The organism is Streptomyces sp. NPDC031445, from assembly GCF_055581365.1.
In genome coordinates this window covers 628,832-644,643 of the sequence record NZ_JBVIJO010000002.1, presented here as the reverse complement: position 1 = coordinate 644,643, position 15,812 = coordinate 628,832, and the positions used below count along the sequence as shown (strand labels likewise).

11 protein-coding genes are annotated in these 15,812 nt (G+C 72.5%); 6 read left to right on the top strand and 5 right to left on the bottom strand.

Translation table 11 applies throughout. The annotated features are described in order from the left end of the window. Window positions 1-109 precede the first annotated feature (109 nt). From ACZ5DC_RS09080 to ACZ5DC_RS09070, 3 genes are read left to right on the top strand one after another with little or no spacing between them, the layout of a single operon-like run. Entirely contained in the window at window positions 110-1,261 is a 1,152-nt protein-coding gene (locus tag ACZ5DC_RS09080; protein ID WP_468650866.1) for a Gfo/Idh/MocA family protein, read from the top strand. Further along, entirely contained in the window at window positions 1,258-2,409 is a 1,152-nt protein-coding gene (locus ACZ5DC_RS09075; RefSeq protein WP_468650864.1) for a dihydrodipicolinate synthase family protein, read from the top strand. Before ACZ5DC_RS09080 ends, ACZ5DC_RS09075 begins: the two co-directional genes overlap by 4 nt. Window positions 2,410-2,444: 35 nt before the next feature. Next, window positions 2,445-3,266, top strand: a complete 822-nt coding sequence (locus ACZ5DC_RS09070; RefSeq protein WP_468651289.1) for a sugar phosphate isomerase/epimerase family protein — start codon at window positions 2,445-2,447, stop codon at window positions 3,264-3,266. Window positions 3,267-3,450: 184 nt separating this feature from the next. Here the strand turns inward: ACZ5DC_RS09070 and rbsD are convergent, their stop codons facing one another. The 5 genes from rbsD to ACZ5DC_RS09045 form a co-directional block, all read right to left on the bottom strand. Further along, entirely contained in the window at window positions 3,451-3,840 is a 390-nt protein-coding gene (gene rbsD / locus ACZ5DC_RS09065; protein WP_468650862.1) for a D-ribose pyranase, read from the bottom strand. Further along, window positions 3,837-4,739, bottom strand: a complete 903-nt coding sequence (locus ACZ5DC_RS09060) for a ribokinase (protein WP_468650860.1) — start codon at window positions 4,737-4,739, stop codon at window positions 3,837-3,839. Before ACZ5DC_RS09060 ends, rbsD begins: the two co-directional genes overlap by 4 nt. A 78-nt stretch (window positions 4,740-4,817) precedes the next feature. Beyond that, window positions 4,818-6,767 carry an ABC transporter permease/substrate-binding protein gene (locus ACZ5DC_RS09055; RefSeq protein ID WP_468650858.1) on the bottom strand — a complete coding sequence of 650 codons (1,950 nt, stop codon included), beginning with the start codon at window positions 6,765-6,767 and terminating at the stop codon, window positions 4,818-4,820. Next, the gene (locus tag ACZ5DC_RS09050; RefSeq protein WP_468650856.1) at window positions 6,757-8,313 is read right to left on the bottom strand and encodes a sugar ABC transporter ATP-binding protein; all 1,557 of its coding nucleotides are present in this window, start codon (window positions 8,311-8,313) and stop codon (window positions 6,757-6,759) included. Before ACZ5DC_RS09050 ends, ACZ5DC_RS09055 begins: the two co-directional genes overlap by 11 nt. Continuing rightward, window positions 8,310-9,368 carry a LacI family DNA-binding transcriptional regulator gene (locus ACZ5DC_RS09045; RefSeq protein WP_468650854.1) on the bottom strand — a complete coding sequence of 353 codons (1,059 nt, stop codon included), beginning with the start codon at window positions 9,366-9,368 and terminating at the stop codon, window positions 8,310-8,312. The genes ACZ5DC_RS09050 and ACZ5DC_RS09045 overlap by 4 nt, the downstream gene beginning before the upstream one ends. A gap of 709 nt (window positions 9,369-10,077) precedes the next feature. Between ACZ5DC_RS09045 and ACZ5DC_RS09040 the strand changes: the two genes are divergently transcribed. From ACZ5DC_RS09040 to recD2, 3 genes are all read left to right on the top strand, one after another. After that, complete coding sequence (locus tag ACZ5DC_RS09040; RefSeq protein WP_468650852.1) at window positions 10,078-10,794, top strand: DUF2637 domain-containing protein; 717 nt, start codon at window positions 10,078-10,080, stop codon at window positions 10,792-10,794. Window positions 10,795-12,859: 2,065 nt separating this feature from the next. Next, complete coding sequence (locus ACZ5DC_RS09035; RefSeq protein WP_468650850.1) at window positions 12,860-13,240, top strand: VOC family protein; 381 nt, start codon at window positions 12,860-12,862, stop codon at window positions 13,238-13,240. 284 nt (window positions 13,241-13,524) lie between these two features. Beyond that, window positions 13,525-15,801, top strand: a complete 2,277-nt coding sequence (recD2, locus tag ACZ5DC_RS09030) for an SF1B family DNA helicase RecD2 (RefSeq protein WP_468650848.1) — start codon at window positions 13,525-13,527, stop codon at window positions 15,799-15,801. Window positions 15,802-15,812 lie beyond the last annotated feature (11 nt).

Below are 15,812 nucleotides of genomic sequence, written 5' to 3'. Positions count from 1 at the left end.
ACGCGGTCTTGTCCAGACCACTTCCAGAGGCTAGCTTCTCCTCGTGTAGAAAGCGCTTGCTGTCCGACGGCTGAACTGCTTGCTCCACCGGCCCACGAAGGGGATTCACGTGACACGCAAGACGGTGCGTATCGCCATGAACGGCGTGACCGGGCGCATGGGCTACCGCCAGCACCTCGTCCGGTCGATCCTCGCCCTGCGCGACCAGGGCGGCCTCGACCTCGGCGACGGCACCGTGCTCTGGCCCGAACCGGTCCTGCTCGGCCGCCGCGAGCACGCCCTGCGGGAGATCGCCGAGCGGCACGGCCTGGACCAGGTCTCCACCGACGTGGACGCCGTCCTCGCCGACCCGTCCGTCGACATCTACTTCGACTCCCAGGTCACCTCCGCCCGCGAGGAGGCCCTCACGAAGGCGATCGCGGCCGGAAAGCACGTCTACACCGAGAAGCCCACCGCCACCGGCCTCGAAGGCGCCCTCGCCCTCGCCCGTCTCGCCCACGACAAGGGCGTCAAGCACGGCGTCGTCCAGGACAAGATCTTCCTGCCGGGCCTGCTGAAGCTGAAGCGCCTCGTCGACGGCGGCTTCTTCGGCCGGATCCTCTCCGTGCGCGGCGAGTTCGGCTACTGGGTCTTCGAGGGCGACTGGCAGCCCGCCCAGCGCCCCTCCTGGAACTACCGCGCCGAGGACGGCGGCGGCATCGTCATCGACATGTTCCCGCACTGGGAATACGTCCTGCACGAGCTGTTCGGCCGGGTCACCTCCGTACAGGCCCTCGCCGCCACCCACATCCCCCAGCGCTGGGACGAGAACGGCAAGCCCTACGCCGCCACCGCCGACGACGCCGCCTACGGCGTCTTCGAGCTGGAGGGCGGCGCCGTCGCCCAGATCAACTCCTCCTGGGCGGTCCGCGTCCACCGCGACGAACTGGTCGAGTTCCAGGTCGACGGCACCGAGGGATCGGCCGTCGCCGGCCTGCGCGGATGCCGCGTCCAGCACCGCGGCGCCACCCCCAAGCCGGTGTGGAACCCGGACGTCCCCGCCACCGACGTCTTCCGCGACCAGTGGCAGGAGGTGCCCGACAACGCCGAGTTCGACAACGGCTTCAAGGCCCAGTGGGAGCTGTTCCTCAAGCACGTCTGCGCCGACGCTCCCTACCACTGGGACCTGCTGGCCGGCGCCCGGGGCGTCCAGCTCGCCGAACTGGGCCTGAAGTCCTCCGCCGAGGGCCGCCGCATCGACGTGCCGGAGATCTCCCTGTGACCCTCCGACTCCCCGCCGCCGACGGCACCCTGCGCCCGTACGAGCCGCGCACCACGCCCCTCTCCCTCACCCCCGGCACCCCCTTCACCTCCCGCACGGTCTTCTCGGCGGCCCACGTCGTCGCCGACCCGCTCGCCGACGCCCCGCCCGGCGCGCCCGCCGCCGTCGACTGGGACGCCACCCTCGCCTTCCGCCGCCACCTGTGGTCCCACGGGCTCGGTGTCGCCGAGGCCATGGACACCGCCCAGCGCGGGATGGGCCTGGACTGGGCGGGCGCCGCCGAACTGATCCGGCGCAGCGCCGCCGAGGCGCGCGCGGCCGGCGGCCGTATCGCCTGCGGTGCCGGCACGGACCAGCTCGCCGGGGGCACCCTCGCGCAGATCCGGGCCGCGTACGAGGAGCAGCTCGCGGTCGTGGAGGAGGCGGGCGCCCAGGCCGTCCTCATGGCCTCCCGGGCGCTGGCCGCGACGGCGAAGGGCCCCGAGGACTACCTGGAGGTCTACGGCCACCTCCTGCGCCAGTCCGCCGAGCCGGTGATCCTGCACTGGCTCGGTCCGATGTTCGACCCGGCCCTGGAGGGCTACTGGGGCTCGTCCGACCTGGACGCGGCCACCGGCACCTTCCTGGAGCTGATCGCCGCCCACCCCGACAAGGTCGACGGCGTCAAGATCTCCCTGCTGGACGCCCGGCGCGAGGCCGGCCTCAGACGGCGGCTGCCGCAGGGCGTGCGCTGCTACACCGGCGACGACTTCCACTACCCGGAGCTGATCGCGGGCGACGACCACGGCTTCAGCCACGCCCTGCTCGGCGTCTTCGACCCGCTGGGCCCGCTCGCGGCCGCGGCGGTACGGGTCCTGGACACGGGCGACGTCCAGGGCTTCCGCGAACTCCTCGACCCCACGGTGGAGTTGTCCCGGCACCTGTTCCAGCCGCCCACCCGCTTCTACAAGACGGGGGTGGTGTTCCTCGCCTGGCTCGCCGGCCACCAGAGCCACTTCGCCATGGTCGGCGGCCTCCAGTCGGCCCGCTCCCTGCCCCACTTCGCCCGCGCCTACGAACTCGCCGACGGCCTCGGCCTGTTCCCGGACCCCAGGCTCGCCGAGGAACGGATGAAGACCCTTCTGTCGCTGTACGGGGTGGACCGGTGAACACGGCGGAACTCGCGCGCTTCTCCGTCAACCAGATGACGGTCAGGCAGCTGTCCCTGCCCGGACTGGCCGACGCCTGTGCCGCGCTGGGCGTGCCCGGTGTGGGCCTGTGGCGGGAGCCGGTGCGGCGGTACGGCGTGCAGGCCGCGGCCAAGCTGGTGCGGGACGCGGGCCTGACGGTGACGACCCTGTGCCGCGGCGGCTTCCTCACCGCGACCGACCCCGTCGGGCGGGCCGAGGCGCTGGGCGACAACCACGCGGCGATCGACGAGGCCGCCACCCTCGGCACCGACACCCTGGTCCTGGTCTCCGGCGGACTCCCCGCCGGCAGCAAGGACCTGCGCGGCGCCCGCGAGCGCGTCGCCGACGCGCTGGCCGTCCTCGCCCCCTACGCGGCCGAACGCGGCGTACGTCTCGCCATCGAGCCGCTGCACCCGATGTACGCGTCCGACCGCTGTGTGGTCTCCACCCTCGCCCAGGCCCTGGACCTCGCCGAACGCTTCCCCGCGCACCAGGTCGGGGTGGCCGTGGACACCTACCACGTCTGGTGGGACGACCAGGCGCCCGCGCAGATCGCCCGCGCGGGAGCGGCGGGCCGCATCCACACCTTCCAGCTCGCCGACTGGACCACCCCCCTGCCCGAGGGCGTCCTCAACGGGCGCGGCCAGCTCGGCGACGGGGTGATCGACATGCGGGAGTGGAAGGGCCGGGTGGAGGCCGCCGGGTACACCGGCCCCATCGAGGTCGAGCTGTTCAACGAGCGGCTGTGGGCGCGGGACGGGCGGGAGGTGCTGGCGGAGACGGCGGAGCGGTTCGTGGAGCACGTGATCCGGCCTGGTCCGGGCGAAAGACCCTAGCTCACCCGCGCGGAGGAATTCCGGAAGCGGGTGCAACCATTCCGTCGCCCGCCGTGTCGTACCTGTCGCCGGAACCACGGGGCCCCGGGGGTGGTGGGTTCCGGCAGGGAGGGGAAACGCCGAGGGGGCGTCCCGGGCCTGCGGGCCGGGGAGGCCCCCTCGCAACGTGCCGGCCGTCCGCGTCCTAGAAGAACACCCCGCAGCGCAGCAGGACGTTCGCGTACGGCCGGGCCTCACCGGTGCGGACGATCAGCCGGGCCCCGGCCGACAGCTCCTTCAGCCGCTCGTGCGGGACGAGGGCCAGCTGCGGGAAACGGGCCCGCAGCAGCCCGGCCGCCGCCGGATTGGCCGCCTCCACCTCCTCCGCCGCCGTGGCGCCCTCCACCACCAGCTCGGCCAGCAGGCCGTCCAGCACCTCGGCGAAGGACGGCACACCGGCACGGAAGGCCAGGTCCGCCACCCGGGGCCCGTCGGGTATCGGCATGCCCGCGTCGCAGACCAGCACCCCGTGCCCGTGGCCCAGCTCGGCCAGGGCGCCGGAGAGATGACGGTTGAGGATCCCCGCCTTCTTCACAGGGCCTCGACCTCCTCCGCCGTCGGGTAGGACTCCTGCGCGCCCCGCCTGGTCACGGCCGCCGCACCGACCCGGGCCGCGTAGGCCGCCGCGTCCGCCAGGTCCGCGCCGGAGCCGAGCCTCCAGGCCAGGGCCGCGGTGAACGCGTCCCCGGCACCCGTGGTGTCCACCGCGTCCACCGTCACCGACGGCACCCGGGCGACCCCCGAACCGTCGGCCACCAGCGCCCCCTCCGCGCCCAGCGTCACCACCACCGAGCGGGGACCCCGGGCCAGCAGCAGCCGGGCCCAGTCCTCGGGGTCGTCGCTCGCGCAGGCGTCCCCGAGGACCACCCGTGCCTCGTGCTCGTTCAGGATCAGCGGGTCGCACGCCGCCAGCACCTCCGCGGGCAGCTCACGCGGCGGGGACGGGTTCAGCACGAAGCGGCTGCCCGGCGCCAGGTTCCGCACGACCTCCACGACCGTCTCCAGCGGGATCTCCAGCTGCGCCGACACCACCCGGGAGGCGCGCAGCACGCCCGCCGCCGCCCGGACGTCCGCCGGCAGCAGCCGGGAGTTGGCGCCCGGTGACACCACGATGCTGTTGTCGCCGGACGGGTCGACGGTGATCAGCGCGACCCCCGTCGGCGCCCCGCCCACCAGCACGCCCACCGTGCCGACCCCGGCCGCGCGCAGGGAGTCGAGCAGCAGCCGGCCGTGTCCGTCGTCGCCGACCCGCGCCAGCAGGGCCGTCGCGGCGCCGAGCCGGGCCGCGGCGACCGCCTGGTTGGCGCCCTTGCCGCCCGGGTGCACGGCCAGATCGCCGCCGAGCACCGTCTCGCCGGCGGCGGGCCGCCGCTCGACGCCGATCACCAGGTCGGCATTGGCCGATCCCACGACCAGAAGGTCGTAGTCGTACATCAGTTGACTCCCCTGAGAGATGACGCCGGGCGGGCGGCCCCGGAAGTGCCCGGGGCCGCCCGCCCGAGCCGCCTGTTGTCAGCCGGTGAAGCCGGCCACGTTGTCCTTCGTGACGACCTTCACCGGCACCTTCACCGTCGGGTCCACCTTGTCGCCCTTGACCGCCTTGAGGGCGTTGTCCACGGCGATCTTCCCCAGCTGCGAGGGCTGCTGGGCGACGGACGCGTACAGCGTGCCGTTCTTGACCGCGGTCAGGCCGTCCGGGGTGCCGTCGAAGCCGACCACCTGCACGGACTTGCCGGCCTTGGAGCCGAGCGCCTTGATCGCGCCCAGCGCCATCTCGTCGTTGGCGGCGATGACGCCCTGCACGTCCGGGTGGGCCTGGAGCAGGTTCGACATCACGTCGAGGCCCTTGGTGCGGTCGAAGTCCGCGGGCTGCTGCGCGAGCACCTGGATGCCCGGGTAGGCCCTGAGGCCCTGGGCGAACCCGGCCGCCCGCTCCCGGGCCGCCGACGTGCCGGCCTGGCCCTGGAGGATGACGATCTTGCCCTTGCCGCCCAGCTTCTCGGCGATGGTCTTCGCGGCCAGCTCGCCGCCGGCGACGTTGTCCGAGGCCACCAGCGTGTCCACGGACGCGTGGTTGACACCCCGGTCCACGGCGATCACCGGGATGTCCGCCTTGTCGGCGGCCTTCACGGAGTTGCTCGCCGCGTCCGAGTCCACCGGGTTGACGATGATCGCGCCGAGGTTCGAACTGGTGAAGTTCTGGAGCTGGTTGGCCTGCTGCGAGGCGTCGTTCTGCGCGTCGGTGACGGTCAGGTCCACGCCCAGCTTCTTCGCCTCGGCCTGGGCACCCGACCGGATCTGCACGAAGAAGGGGTTGTTGAGCGTCGACAGGGACAGACCCATCTTCGGGGTCGTGGACGACGAGGAGCCGCCGTGCAGGAAGGAGGTCGCGCCGACGATGGCGACGGTCACCACGGCGGCGAGCGCGTACGTCGCCGCCTGCTTGCCCTTCGGCCCGCCCGTGCCGGCGGCCACCGGGGTCGCGCCGGCCTTGCGGCGCACCGTGTCCAGCAGCACCGCCAGCGCGATCACGACACCGATCACGACCTGCTGCCAGAACGCGGACACCGAGAGCAGGTTGAGGCCGTTGCGGAGCACCGCCAGGATCAGTGCGCCGATCAGCGTGCCGGACGCCTTGCCGGTGCCGCCCGCCAGCGAGGCGCCGCCGATGACGACCGCCGCGATGGCGTCCAGCTCGTAACCGTCGGCGGCCTGCGGCTGCGCCGAGGACAGCCGGGACGCGAGCACGATGCCCGCCGCCGCGGCGAACAGCCCGGACAGGGCGTAGATCGCGAGCTTCTGCCGCTTCACCCGGAGACCGGACAGCCGCGCGGCCTCCTCGTTGCCGCCGATCGCGTACATGGAGCGGCCGATGTACGTGCGTCCCAGCACGAACGCGGCGATCAGCCCCATCACCACCATGACCAGCACCGGCACCGGCAGCCAGCCGCCGAGGGTGTCCCCGAGGTGGGAGACCGACTCCGGGAAGGCGATGGGCGAGCCCTGCGAGATCACCAGGGCCAGACCGCGGCCCACCGACAGCATGGCCAGCGTCGCGATGAACGGCGGCAGCTTGCCGTAGGCGATGAGGAAACCGTTCACCAGACCGGCGACGATGCCGGTGGCGACCGCCATCAGCACCGCCAGCACGACCGGCACCCCGTGGGAGGTGGCGCTCCAGGCCAGCACGGTCGCCGACAGCGCGGCCACCGAGCCGACCGACAGGTCGATGCCCGCCGAGACGATCACGAAGGTCACACCGAAGGCGAGGATCGCCGTCACGGCCGCCTGGACGCCGATGTTCAGCAGGTTGTCCGTCGTCAGGAAGTCGCCGGACAGCGCCGACAGGGCGATGACCAGGACGATCAGCGCGGTGAGCGCGCCGTTGTCCAGGAGCAGCCGGCGCAGGCCGCCCGGGGCGCCACTCGCGCCCGCCGGCCTCTTGAGCGTGTCAGTGGCCACGGGGGGCCTCCTTGTCGGTGAGGGGGGTGGAGCCGGCGGCGGAGTCCGGGCCGGCGGTCGGGGAGGAGACGGCGAGCGCCATGACGGCGTCCTGGGTGGCCTCGTCGGCCGGGAGTTCACCGGCGATCCGGCCCTGGGCCATCACCAGCACCCGGTCGCTCATGCCGAGCACCTCCGGCAGATCGCTGGAGATCATCAGCACGGCGGCACCGGCGGCCGTCAGCTCGTTGATCAGCTGGTAGATCTCGACCTTGGCGCCGACGTCGATACCCCGCGTCGGCTCGTCCAGGATCAGCACCTTGGTGTCGGCCAGCAGCCACTTGCCGATGACGACCTTCTGCTGGTTGCCGCCGGACAGGGTCCGCACGTGCTGCCCGAGGCCCGCCATGCGCACGCCCAGCTGCCCGGCGATCCGCTCGGCGGCCGAGTACTGGGCCTTGCGGTCCACCAGCCCGGCCCGGGTGGCCGACCGGAGGGTCACCAGCCCCAGGTTCTCCGCGACGGAGGCGTCCAGCACCAGCCCCTGGCCCTTGCGGTCCTCCGGCACCAGCCCGATGCCGGCCGCCATCGCCGCGTTCACGTCGTGCCGCTTGAGTTCGGCACCGGAGACCCGCACGACCCCGTGGTCGTACGGATCCGCGCCGAACACCGCCCGGACGACCTCCGTACGGCCGGCCCCGACGAGCCCCGCGATACCGACGACCTCGCCGGCGTGCACCTCGAAGCTCACGTCGTGGAACACGCCGTCACGGCCCAGCCCCTCGACGGACAGCAGCGCGGCACCCTTCTCCGGCCGCTGACGCGGGTACTGCTGCTCGATGGAGCGCCCCACCATCAGCCGGACCAGCTCGTCCTCGGTCGTCGAGGCGGGCACCTGCCCGACGCTCCGCCCGTCCCGGATGACCGTCACCCGGTCCCCCAGGGCGGCGATCTCCTCCAGGTGGTGGGTGATGAAGACGATCCCCACGCCGTCCTCGCGCAGCGACCGCACGATGGCGAAGAGCTTCTCCACCTCCTCCGAGGTGAGCACGGCGGTCGGCTCGTCCATGATGAGCACGCGCGCGTCCAGGCTGAGCGCCTTGGCGATCTCGACCATCTGCAGCCGCGCGATGCCGAGTTCCCGCACCCGCGCGCGGGGCGAGACGTCGACCCCGACACGCTCCAGCAGCGTCGCGGCCTCGGCCTCCATCCGCTTCCGGTCGATCATCCCCAGCCGGCGCGGCTGCCGCCCCAGGAAGATGTTCTCGGCGACGGTCAGATCGGGAACCAGGTTGAACTCCTGGTAGATGGTGGCGATCCCGAGGCGCTCGGAGTCCTGCGCACCGTGGATGCGCACCTCCTCACCGCCTACGAGGATCCGGCCGGCATCGGGGGTATAGGCACCGGAGAGCATCTTGATGAGGGTGCTCTTGCCGGCGCCGTTCTCACCGAGCAGTACATGGACCTCGCCCCGGCGCAGGTCGAAGTCGACGCCGTCGAGCGCGACCACGCCGGGGAAGGTCTTGCGTATGCCCTCGATGCGCAGCAACTCGTCCGGGTTGCTCACGACGTGCTCCTTTGCACTGGGGAGGGGGACTGCGTGGGGGGTGCGGGGGTCTGGGAGGGCACGTGCGCCTCTCCGCAGGAGCGGCGTACGACGAGCCGCGCGGGCAGGGTGACGGAGCGCGGGGTGCGCCCCTCGATCCGGTCCACCAGGGCCCGTACGGCGGCCCGCCCCAGCTCACCGGTCGGCTGGGCGATGGCGGTGACCGGCGGATCGGTGTGCACGAACCACGGGATGTCGTCGAACGCGGCCAGCGCGATGTCGTCGGGCACGCGCAGCCCGCGCGCGCGTACGGCGTCCAGCGCGCCGAGCGCCATCAGGTTGTCGGCGGCGAAGACGACCTCGGGCGGCTGCGGCAGATCGAGGAACCCCTCGGTGACCCGCCGCCCGCTCTCGGCCTGGAAGTCGCCCTGCCCGATGTAGGCGTCCGGGAGCGGGAGCCCGTACGCGGCGAGCGCCGCCCGGAACGCCTCCACGCGCTCACTGCCGGTGGTGGTGGCGGCGGGCCCGGCGATGATGGCGAGCCGCCGGTGTCCGAGCCGGTGGAGGTGGGCGACGAGATCCCGTACGGCCGCCTGTCCGTCGGCCCGCACGACCGGCACGTCCACGCCGGGGATCCACCGGTCGACGAACACCATGGGCGTCCCCGTCCGGGCGGCGTCGAGCATCAGGGGCGAACCGCCGTCGGTGGGGGAGACGAGCAGCCCGTCGATCCGCCGGTCGAGCAGGTTCCGTACGTGGTGGTCCTGGAGGTCGGGCCGCTCGTCGGCGTTCCCGATGATCACGCTGTAGCCGAGCGCGCGGGCCTCTTCCTCGACGGAACGGGCCAGCTCGGTGAAGTAGGGGTTCAGCACGTCGCTGATGACCAGTCCGAGCGTATGGGTCTGGTCCGTCCGCAGGGACCGGGCGACGGCGTTGGGCCGGTACCCCAGGGCGTCCACGGCCGCCATCACCCGCGCCCGCGCGTCGGCACTGACGGACGGATGCCCGTTCAGCGCGCGCGACACGGTGGCCACGGACACGCCCGCCGCAGCGGCCACGTCCTTGATGCTCGCCATCGCCGGCCCCACCTCCTCGTGGACTCGTGGAATCGATTACATCGATGCCGTAGGGAGGATTGGAATCGATTACACGGGCCGGGGGCAAGGGGCGGCGGGCGGCCGAGACCCAATCGTGACCGGGAGCGGACCGGCGGACCCGCCGCCGGGGTCGGACGGGCCGCCCGCAGCGGGACGGACGATCAGACCGGGAGGGTTCTCAGAATACAAACCACTCGACTCACAAACTGGCCGCTGAAAAGCGAATGACACAAATGAAAAAACGCACTTCCAACGTTTCCCCTGCGCCATGTTCACTCATTTGCCGCGCATCTGGAGGAGAGGGGGCGGCGTTAGCTCGAATATGACGACAGCAAGGTTCCATGGCTTGCCTCACCGCGACGCGAGGAAAGACAGTCTGTCTGCGAGTCGTGTGGCGACGGTGGCAAAGTATATTTACACACCTGGTGTTGCACGCTCGCTGCGGGCGCGTGGCACCTTGCGCGGGGACGGCGTACGCGTCGAACCCCAGGCCACCGAATCGCTGCTCCGCGAGTTCCTCACGCTATTGGAAGCGGTGCAGGAGGAACTTAATCAACGGTGGACCGACCAGGCAAACTCTGACTGTCGCGCGGATCGCGTGTGACGGGGGCGGATCTTCATGAATCACGACTATGCGGGTTCCTCCTTCGCCCGGCGTGAACGGTATGCGGACACACCCCCTTACACGGTGGGCACCGTCTGGCACGGCAGCCCCGTCGACGCCCTCGACGCAGAGGCGCTCCTGGTGCCCCCCGACTCGGGCTGGGACCCGGCCGAAGAGCTCGCCTACCTCTTGCAGGAGGCCATCCCGGCCGAACAGCCGGCCGTGGTCCCGCCCCCGCGCCACGAGCCGTCACCCCCTGCCGACTACGCCGACTACGCCGACCCGATGGAGAGCCTGGCCCGGATCACCGCGCAACTGCCGCCCGTCCGACGCCCCTCCGCCGGGGCCGGACACCGCAAGAGCCGGGTCCGTAAAATCCACATCAAATGGATGCAGACCAGTAGCTTCGTGATCGCCGCATTCGTTTCCGTGATCGTGGCGATGGTCAGCGTATTCGGCGGTATGGCGGCCTACGGGCCACTGCGCAACATCACGTCGGGCACGAACGGCGAGATGATCGCCTGGTGGCCCATTCTCGTGTACGGCCCCTGGATGGTGGCCTCCCTCTCCATCCTGCGCAGCGCCTTGCACCAGCGCCGAGCCCTGCATTCGTGGTTCATCGTCCTGCTGTTCTCGTCCGTGGCGATGATGCTGTGCGTGGCCCAGGCCGACCGAACGATCACGGGAATCGCCGGCGCGGCCCTCCCCGCGTGCGCGTCCCTGGCCTGCTTCCAGCAACTGGTCCGCCAAATCACGCTGACGCTCCCCCCACGCCAGGACAAGCCCCGCCACCGCCGCTGAGCAAAGGCGCCGCCACTCTCGCCTCGCCTCGGCGGCAGGCAAATCCGTTCCACCTGAGAACCCCCCCCACCTGGGCCTTCCCCCCACACCCCCGGCCCGCATCCGCCAATCCCCCCGCCGCCCCCGCCCCCGCCCGCAGGCCGCCGCCCCCACCCGGCACGCGGGCGAGACGGCTCCGCGGCCCCCACCGGCCGTCAGCCGCCAGACCGACCCGGCATGCGAGCAAGACGCGCCCGCGCGGCCCCACCCGCCGACCGATAGCCGCCGGACCGGCCCCGCGCCCAGGCGGGGCGCGACCGCGCCCCTCCCAACCAGCGTTCGCCGCCAAGCCCACCCGGCATGCTGGCGAGGAGCGACGGCGCACCCCTCACCGGCGGTCAGCCGCCGGACCGGCCCGGCGTCCAGGCGAGGGGCGACGGGGCCGCGCTACCGGCCGTCAGCCGCCAGGCCGGCCCGGCATGCGGGCGAGGTGGGGCCGCGCACCACCCGCCCGACGGCGACGCCTAGCCCACCCGGTGTGCAAGCAAGACGCGATGGCGGACCCGCATCGGCCGCCAGCCGCCAGCCGCCAGCCGCCAGCCGCCAGGCCTCCCGGCGAGTTGACGAGACGCGACCGCGCCCCTGCCACCCAGCGGTCGCCGATTAGCCCACCCCACTTGCTGGCGAGGGGCCACGGCGCACCCCTCACCGGCGCGATCAGCCGTCGAACCGGCCTGCTGGCGGGGTGCGACCGCGCCCCACTCACTGCCCGCCGCCGGTCCGGCCCGGTGTCCAGGCGAGGGGCGACGGGGCCGCGCTACCGGCCGTCAGCCGCCAAGCCTCCCGGCGTGCTGGCGAGACGTGACCGCGTGCCTCCCGCCCAGCGGTCGCGGATTCGCCCACCCGGCGTGCACGCAAGGCGCGGCGGCGTACCTCCACCGGCCGTCAGCCGCCGGGACGGCCCGGCGTGCAGGCGATGCGTGGCGGCGCACCCCACTACCCACCGGCCACATGCTGCTGAACCCATCCGGCGAGCGGGCAAGACGTGGCCGCGCCCCTCCCACCCAGCGTTCGCCGCCAAGCCCACCCGGCGTGCAGGCAAGGCGCGTCGGCGCACCCCTCACCGGCCGCCAGCCGCCGACGCCACCCGGCGCGCAGGCAAGGCGCGTCGGCGCACCCCTCACCGGCCGTCAGCCGCCAGGACGGCCCGGCGTGCAGGCGAGGCGCGGCGGCGCACCCCACTACCCACCGGCCACATGCCGCTGAACCCACCCGGCGAGCGGGCAAGACGTGGCCGCGCCCCTCCCACCCAGCGTTCGCCGCCAAGCCCACCCGGCGCGCAGGCAAGGCGCGTCGGCGCACCCCTCACCGGCCGCCAGCCGCCAAGCCCACCCCGCGTGCAGGCGAGGCGCGGCGGCGCACCCCTCACCGGCCGTCAGTCGCCGACGCTACCCCGCGTGCAGGCAAGGCGCGTCGACCGGCCGCCAGCCGCCGATCCCACCCGGCGTGCGGGCAAGGCGCGACGGCGAACCCCTCACCGGCCGTCAGCCGCCAAGCCCACCCCGCGTGCCGGCGAGACGTGACCGCGTGCCCAAGCCGACGGCTTGCCCCAGTCGACCCGAGGGCCCGGTACCGGCGGGGGCCACCGCTGTTCCGGGCCGCTCGCTCGCTTTTGACGTGGGCCGGAGCGGGCCGGGTCAAGGGTGGGCCGGAGGCCCATCGGCAGCGCGGAGCGCCCTCGACGCGGACAGCGGAAACCCGACACCGACCCAGAAGCGAGTGGCCCAACGGCTGCCTGCTCACCCCCGGTGAACAGCTCCGTGGCCTTCACCGCGCGCACGGCTCGCTGCCCCCAGGCATCCAACCGGTCGAAGCCACACAGACGTTCACCCGTCCGCTCACGGCGTCGGGCGCGGAGACGCCCCGCAAGCGCCCCCCACCCGCCCCACCTCCACTCCCCAGCACCAAAACCCCTTCGCACCCGCTCGCCCCGCCCGGTACGGTCTCGGGCGTGTTCCCACCGCGTGGAGGCCACCCGCTCCGCGCGGCCCTAACGGCCGACCCACGCTGAGAGCAGGTTCCGCGCATGGCATGTCGTATCGGTGAACTCGTGCTCGGTTGCCGCGAACCCGAGGTGCTGGCACGGTTCTGGTGCGAGGTCCTGGACTTCGTGGTGCTCGGACGCGAAGAGGACGGCAGCATCGAGATCGGCCCACGGGAAGGCTTCGGCGGCGCGCAGCCGACGCTCTTCCTCAGCCGCAGGGACGAGCCGGAGCCGGGGAAGTCGCGGCTGCACATCGACGTCAACGCCACGGACCGCGATCAGGACGCCGAGCTGGAACGCCTCTTGGAGCTCGGGGCGCGCCCGGTGGACATCGGCCAGACCGGCGACGAGTCCTGGCACGTTCTCGCCGACCCCGAGGGCAACGAGTTCTGCCTGCTCAAGGCCCGCCTCAACCCCCTCTGACCGCGGTGAAGACCCGCGATCAGCCCCCGTCGGGACGGAGCGGCCCCCGCGGGGATGGAGGACGCGGAAGCCCACGTCACCCTTCACGCTCGCGGGCCGCATCTCCCGCCGGCCCGGCACCCGGCCCTGCACCCGGCCCGCGCCACGCTCCCGGCAACGGTCGGGTCGAAGCCCCCATGGCACACCGCATCCGCCGGGCACACTGCCTCCGGCGCTCGCTCCCCACCACGGGAGCAGCTATAGGCCATTGGGCCGCTGTCAGACCCCAGCGGTACCGTCGGATCATGGCTCAACAGGCGGGGACCCAGACCGGTGAACGGCGTCTTGCCGTGGTCGAAGGCGTGCTGGAGCGGATCACGTACGCCAACGAGGAGAACGGGTACACGGTCGCCCGGGTCGACACGGGCAGAGGTGCCGGGGACCTCCTCACCGTGGTCGGCGCGCTCCTCGGTGCCCAGGTCGGTGAGTCGCTGCGGATGGAGGGCCGCTGGGGGTCGCACCCGCAGTACGGCAAGCAGTTCCATGTCGAGAACTACACGACCGTACTGCCGGCCACCGTCCAGGGCATCCGGCGCTATCTGGGGTCCGGGCTGGTCAAGGGCATCGGGCCGGTCTTCGCCGACCGCATCACCCAGCACTTCGGCGTCGACACGCTCAGGATCATCGAGGAGGAGCCCAAGCGCCTCGTCGAGGTCCCCGGCCTCGGCCCCAAACGCACCAAGAAGATCGCCGACGCTTGGGAGGAACAGAAGGCGATCAAGGAGGTCATGCTGTTCCTCCAGACCGTCGAGGTGTCCACCTCCATCGCCGTGCGGATCTACAAGAAGTACGGCGACGAGTCGATCTCCGTCGTCAGGGAACGCCCCTACCAGCTCGCCGCCGACGTCTGGGGCATCGGCTTCCTCACCGCCGACAAGATCGCCCAGTCGGTCGGGATCCCGCACGACAGTCCCGAGCGCGTGAAGGCCGGCCTGCAGTACGCCCTGTCGCAGTCCGCCGACCAGGGGCACTGCTTCCTGCCGGAGGAGCGGCTGATCGCCGATGCCGTGAAGCTGCTCCAGGTGGACACCGGGCTGGTCATCGAGTGCCTGGGCGAGCTGGGCCGGGTACCGGAGGACGGAGGCGACCCGGGGGTCGTCCGGGAGAAGGTGCCCGGACCCGACGGAGGCGGCGACGAGCCCGTCAGCGCCGTGTACCTCGTCCCCTTCCACCGCGCCGAACTCTCCCTCTCCGCCCAGCTGCTGCGGCTCCTGCGCACGGACGAGGACCGGATGCCCGGGTTCCGGGACGTCGACTGGGGCAAGGCGCTCGGATGGCTGGGATCCCGCACCGGCGCCGACCTCGCGCCCGAGCAGGAGGCGGCCGTGAAGCTCGCGCTGACCGAGAAGGTCGCCGTCCTCACCGGCGGCCCCGGCTGCGGCAAGTCGTTCACCGTGCGCTCGATCGTGGAGCTGGCCCGGGCCCGGCGTGCCAAGGTGCTGCTCGCCGCCCCGACCGGCCGGGCCGCCAAGCGGCTGGCCGAGCTGACCGGAGCCGAGGCCTCCACCGTGCACCGGCTGCTGGAGCTGAAGCCCGGAGGGGACGCCGCCTACGACCGGGACCGGCCCCTCGACGCCGACCTGGTGGTCGTGGACGAGGCCTCCATGCTGGACCTGCTGCTCGCCAACAAGCTCGTGAAGGCCGTACCGCCGGGGGCCCATCTGCTCTTCGTGGGGGACGTGGACCAGCTGCCCAGCGTGGGCGCGGGGGAGGTCCTGCGCGATCTGCTGGCCGACGGCAGCCCCGTCCCGGCCGTCCGGCTCACCCGGGTCTTCCGGCAGGCCCAGCAGTCAGGTGTCGTCACCAACGCCCACCGCATCAACGCCGGGCAGCATCCGCTCACCGACGGGCTGAAGGACTTCTTCCTGTTCGTGGAGGACGACACGGAGGCCGCCGGCCGGCTCACCGTGGACGTGGCCGCGCGGCGGATCCCGGCCAAGTTCGGGCTGGACCCGCGCCGGGACGTGCAGGTGCTCGCGCCGATGCACCGGGGGCCGGCCGGCGCGGGCACGCTCAACGGGCTGCTCCAGCAGGCCATCACCCCGGGGCGGCCCGATCTGCAGGAGAAGCGGTTCGGTGGCCGGGTCTTCCGTGTCGGCGACAAGGTCACCCAGATTCGTAACAATTACGAGAAAGGGAAAAACGGCGTATTCAACGGCACCGTGGGTGTCGTCACCTCACTCGACCCGGTCGACCAACGCCTGACCGTGCTGACGGACGAGGATGAGGAGGTTCCGTACGAATTCGACGAACTGGACGAACTGGCCCACGCCTACGCGGTGACCATCCACCGCTCGCAGGGCAGTGAATATCCCGCCGTCGTGATTCCCGTCACCACGGGAGCATGGATGATGCTCCAGCGGAACCTGCTCTACACGGCGGTCACCCGGGCCCGTCAGCTGGTCGTTCTCGTCGGTTCGCGCAAGGCGATCGGGCAGGCGGTGCGCACGGTGTCGGCCGGGCGGCGCTGCACGGCCCTGGACTTCAGACTGGGGTCCCGGCGCCTCGGCAGCGGGTCCTGAAGTCACGGGCG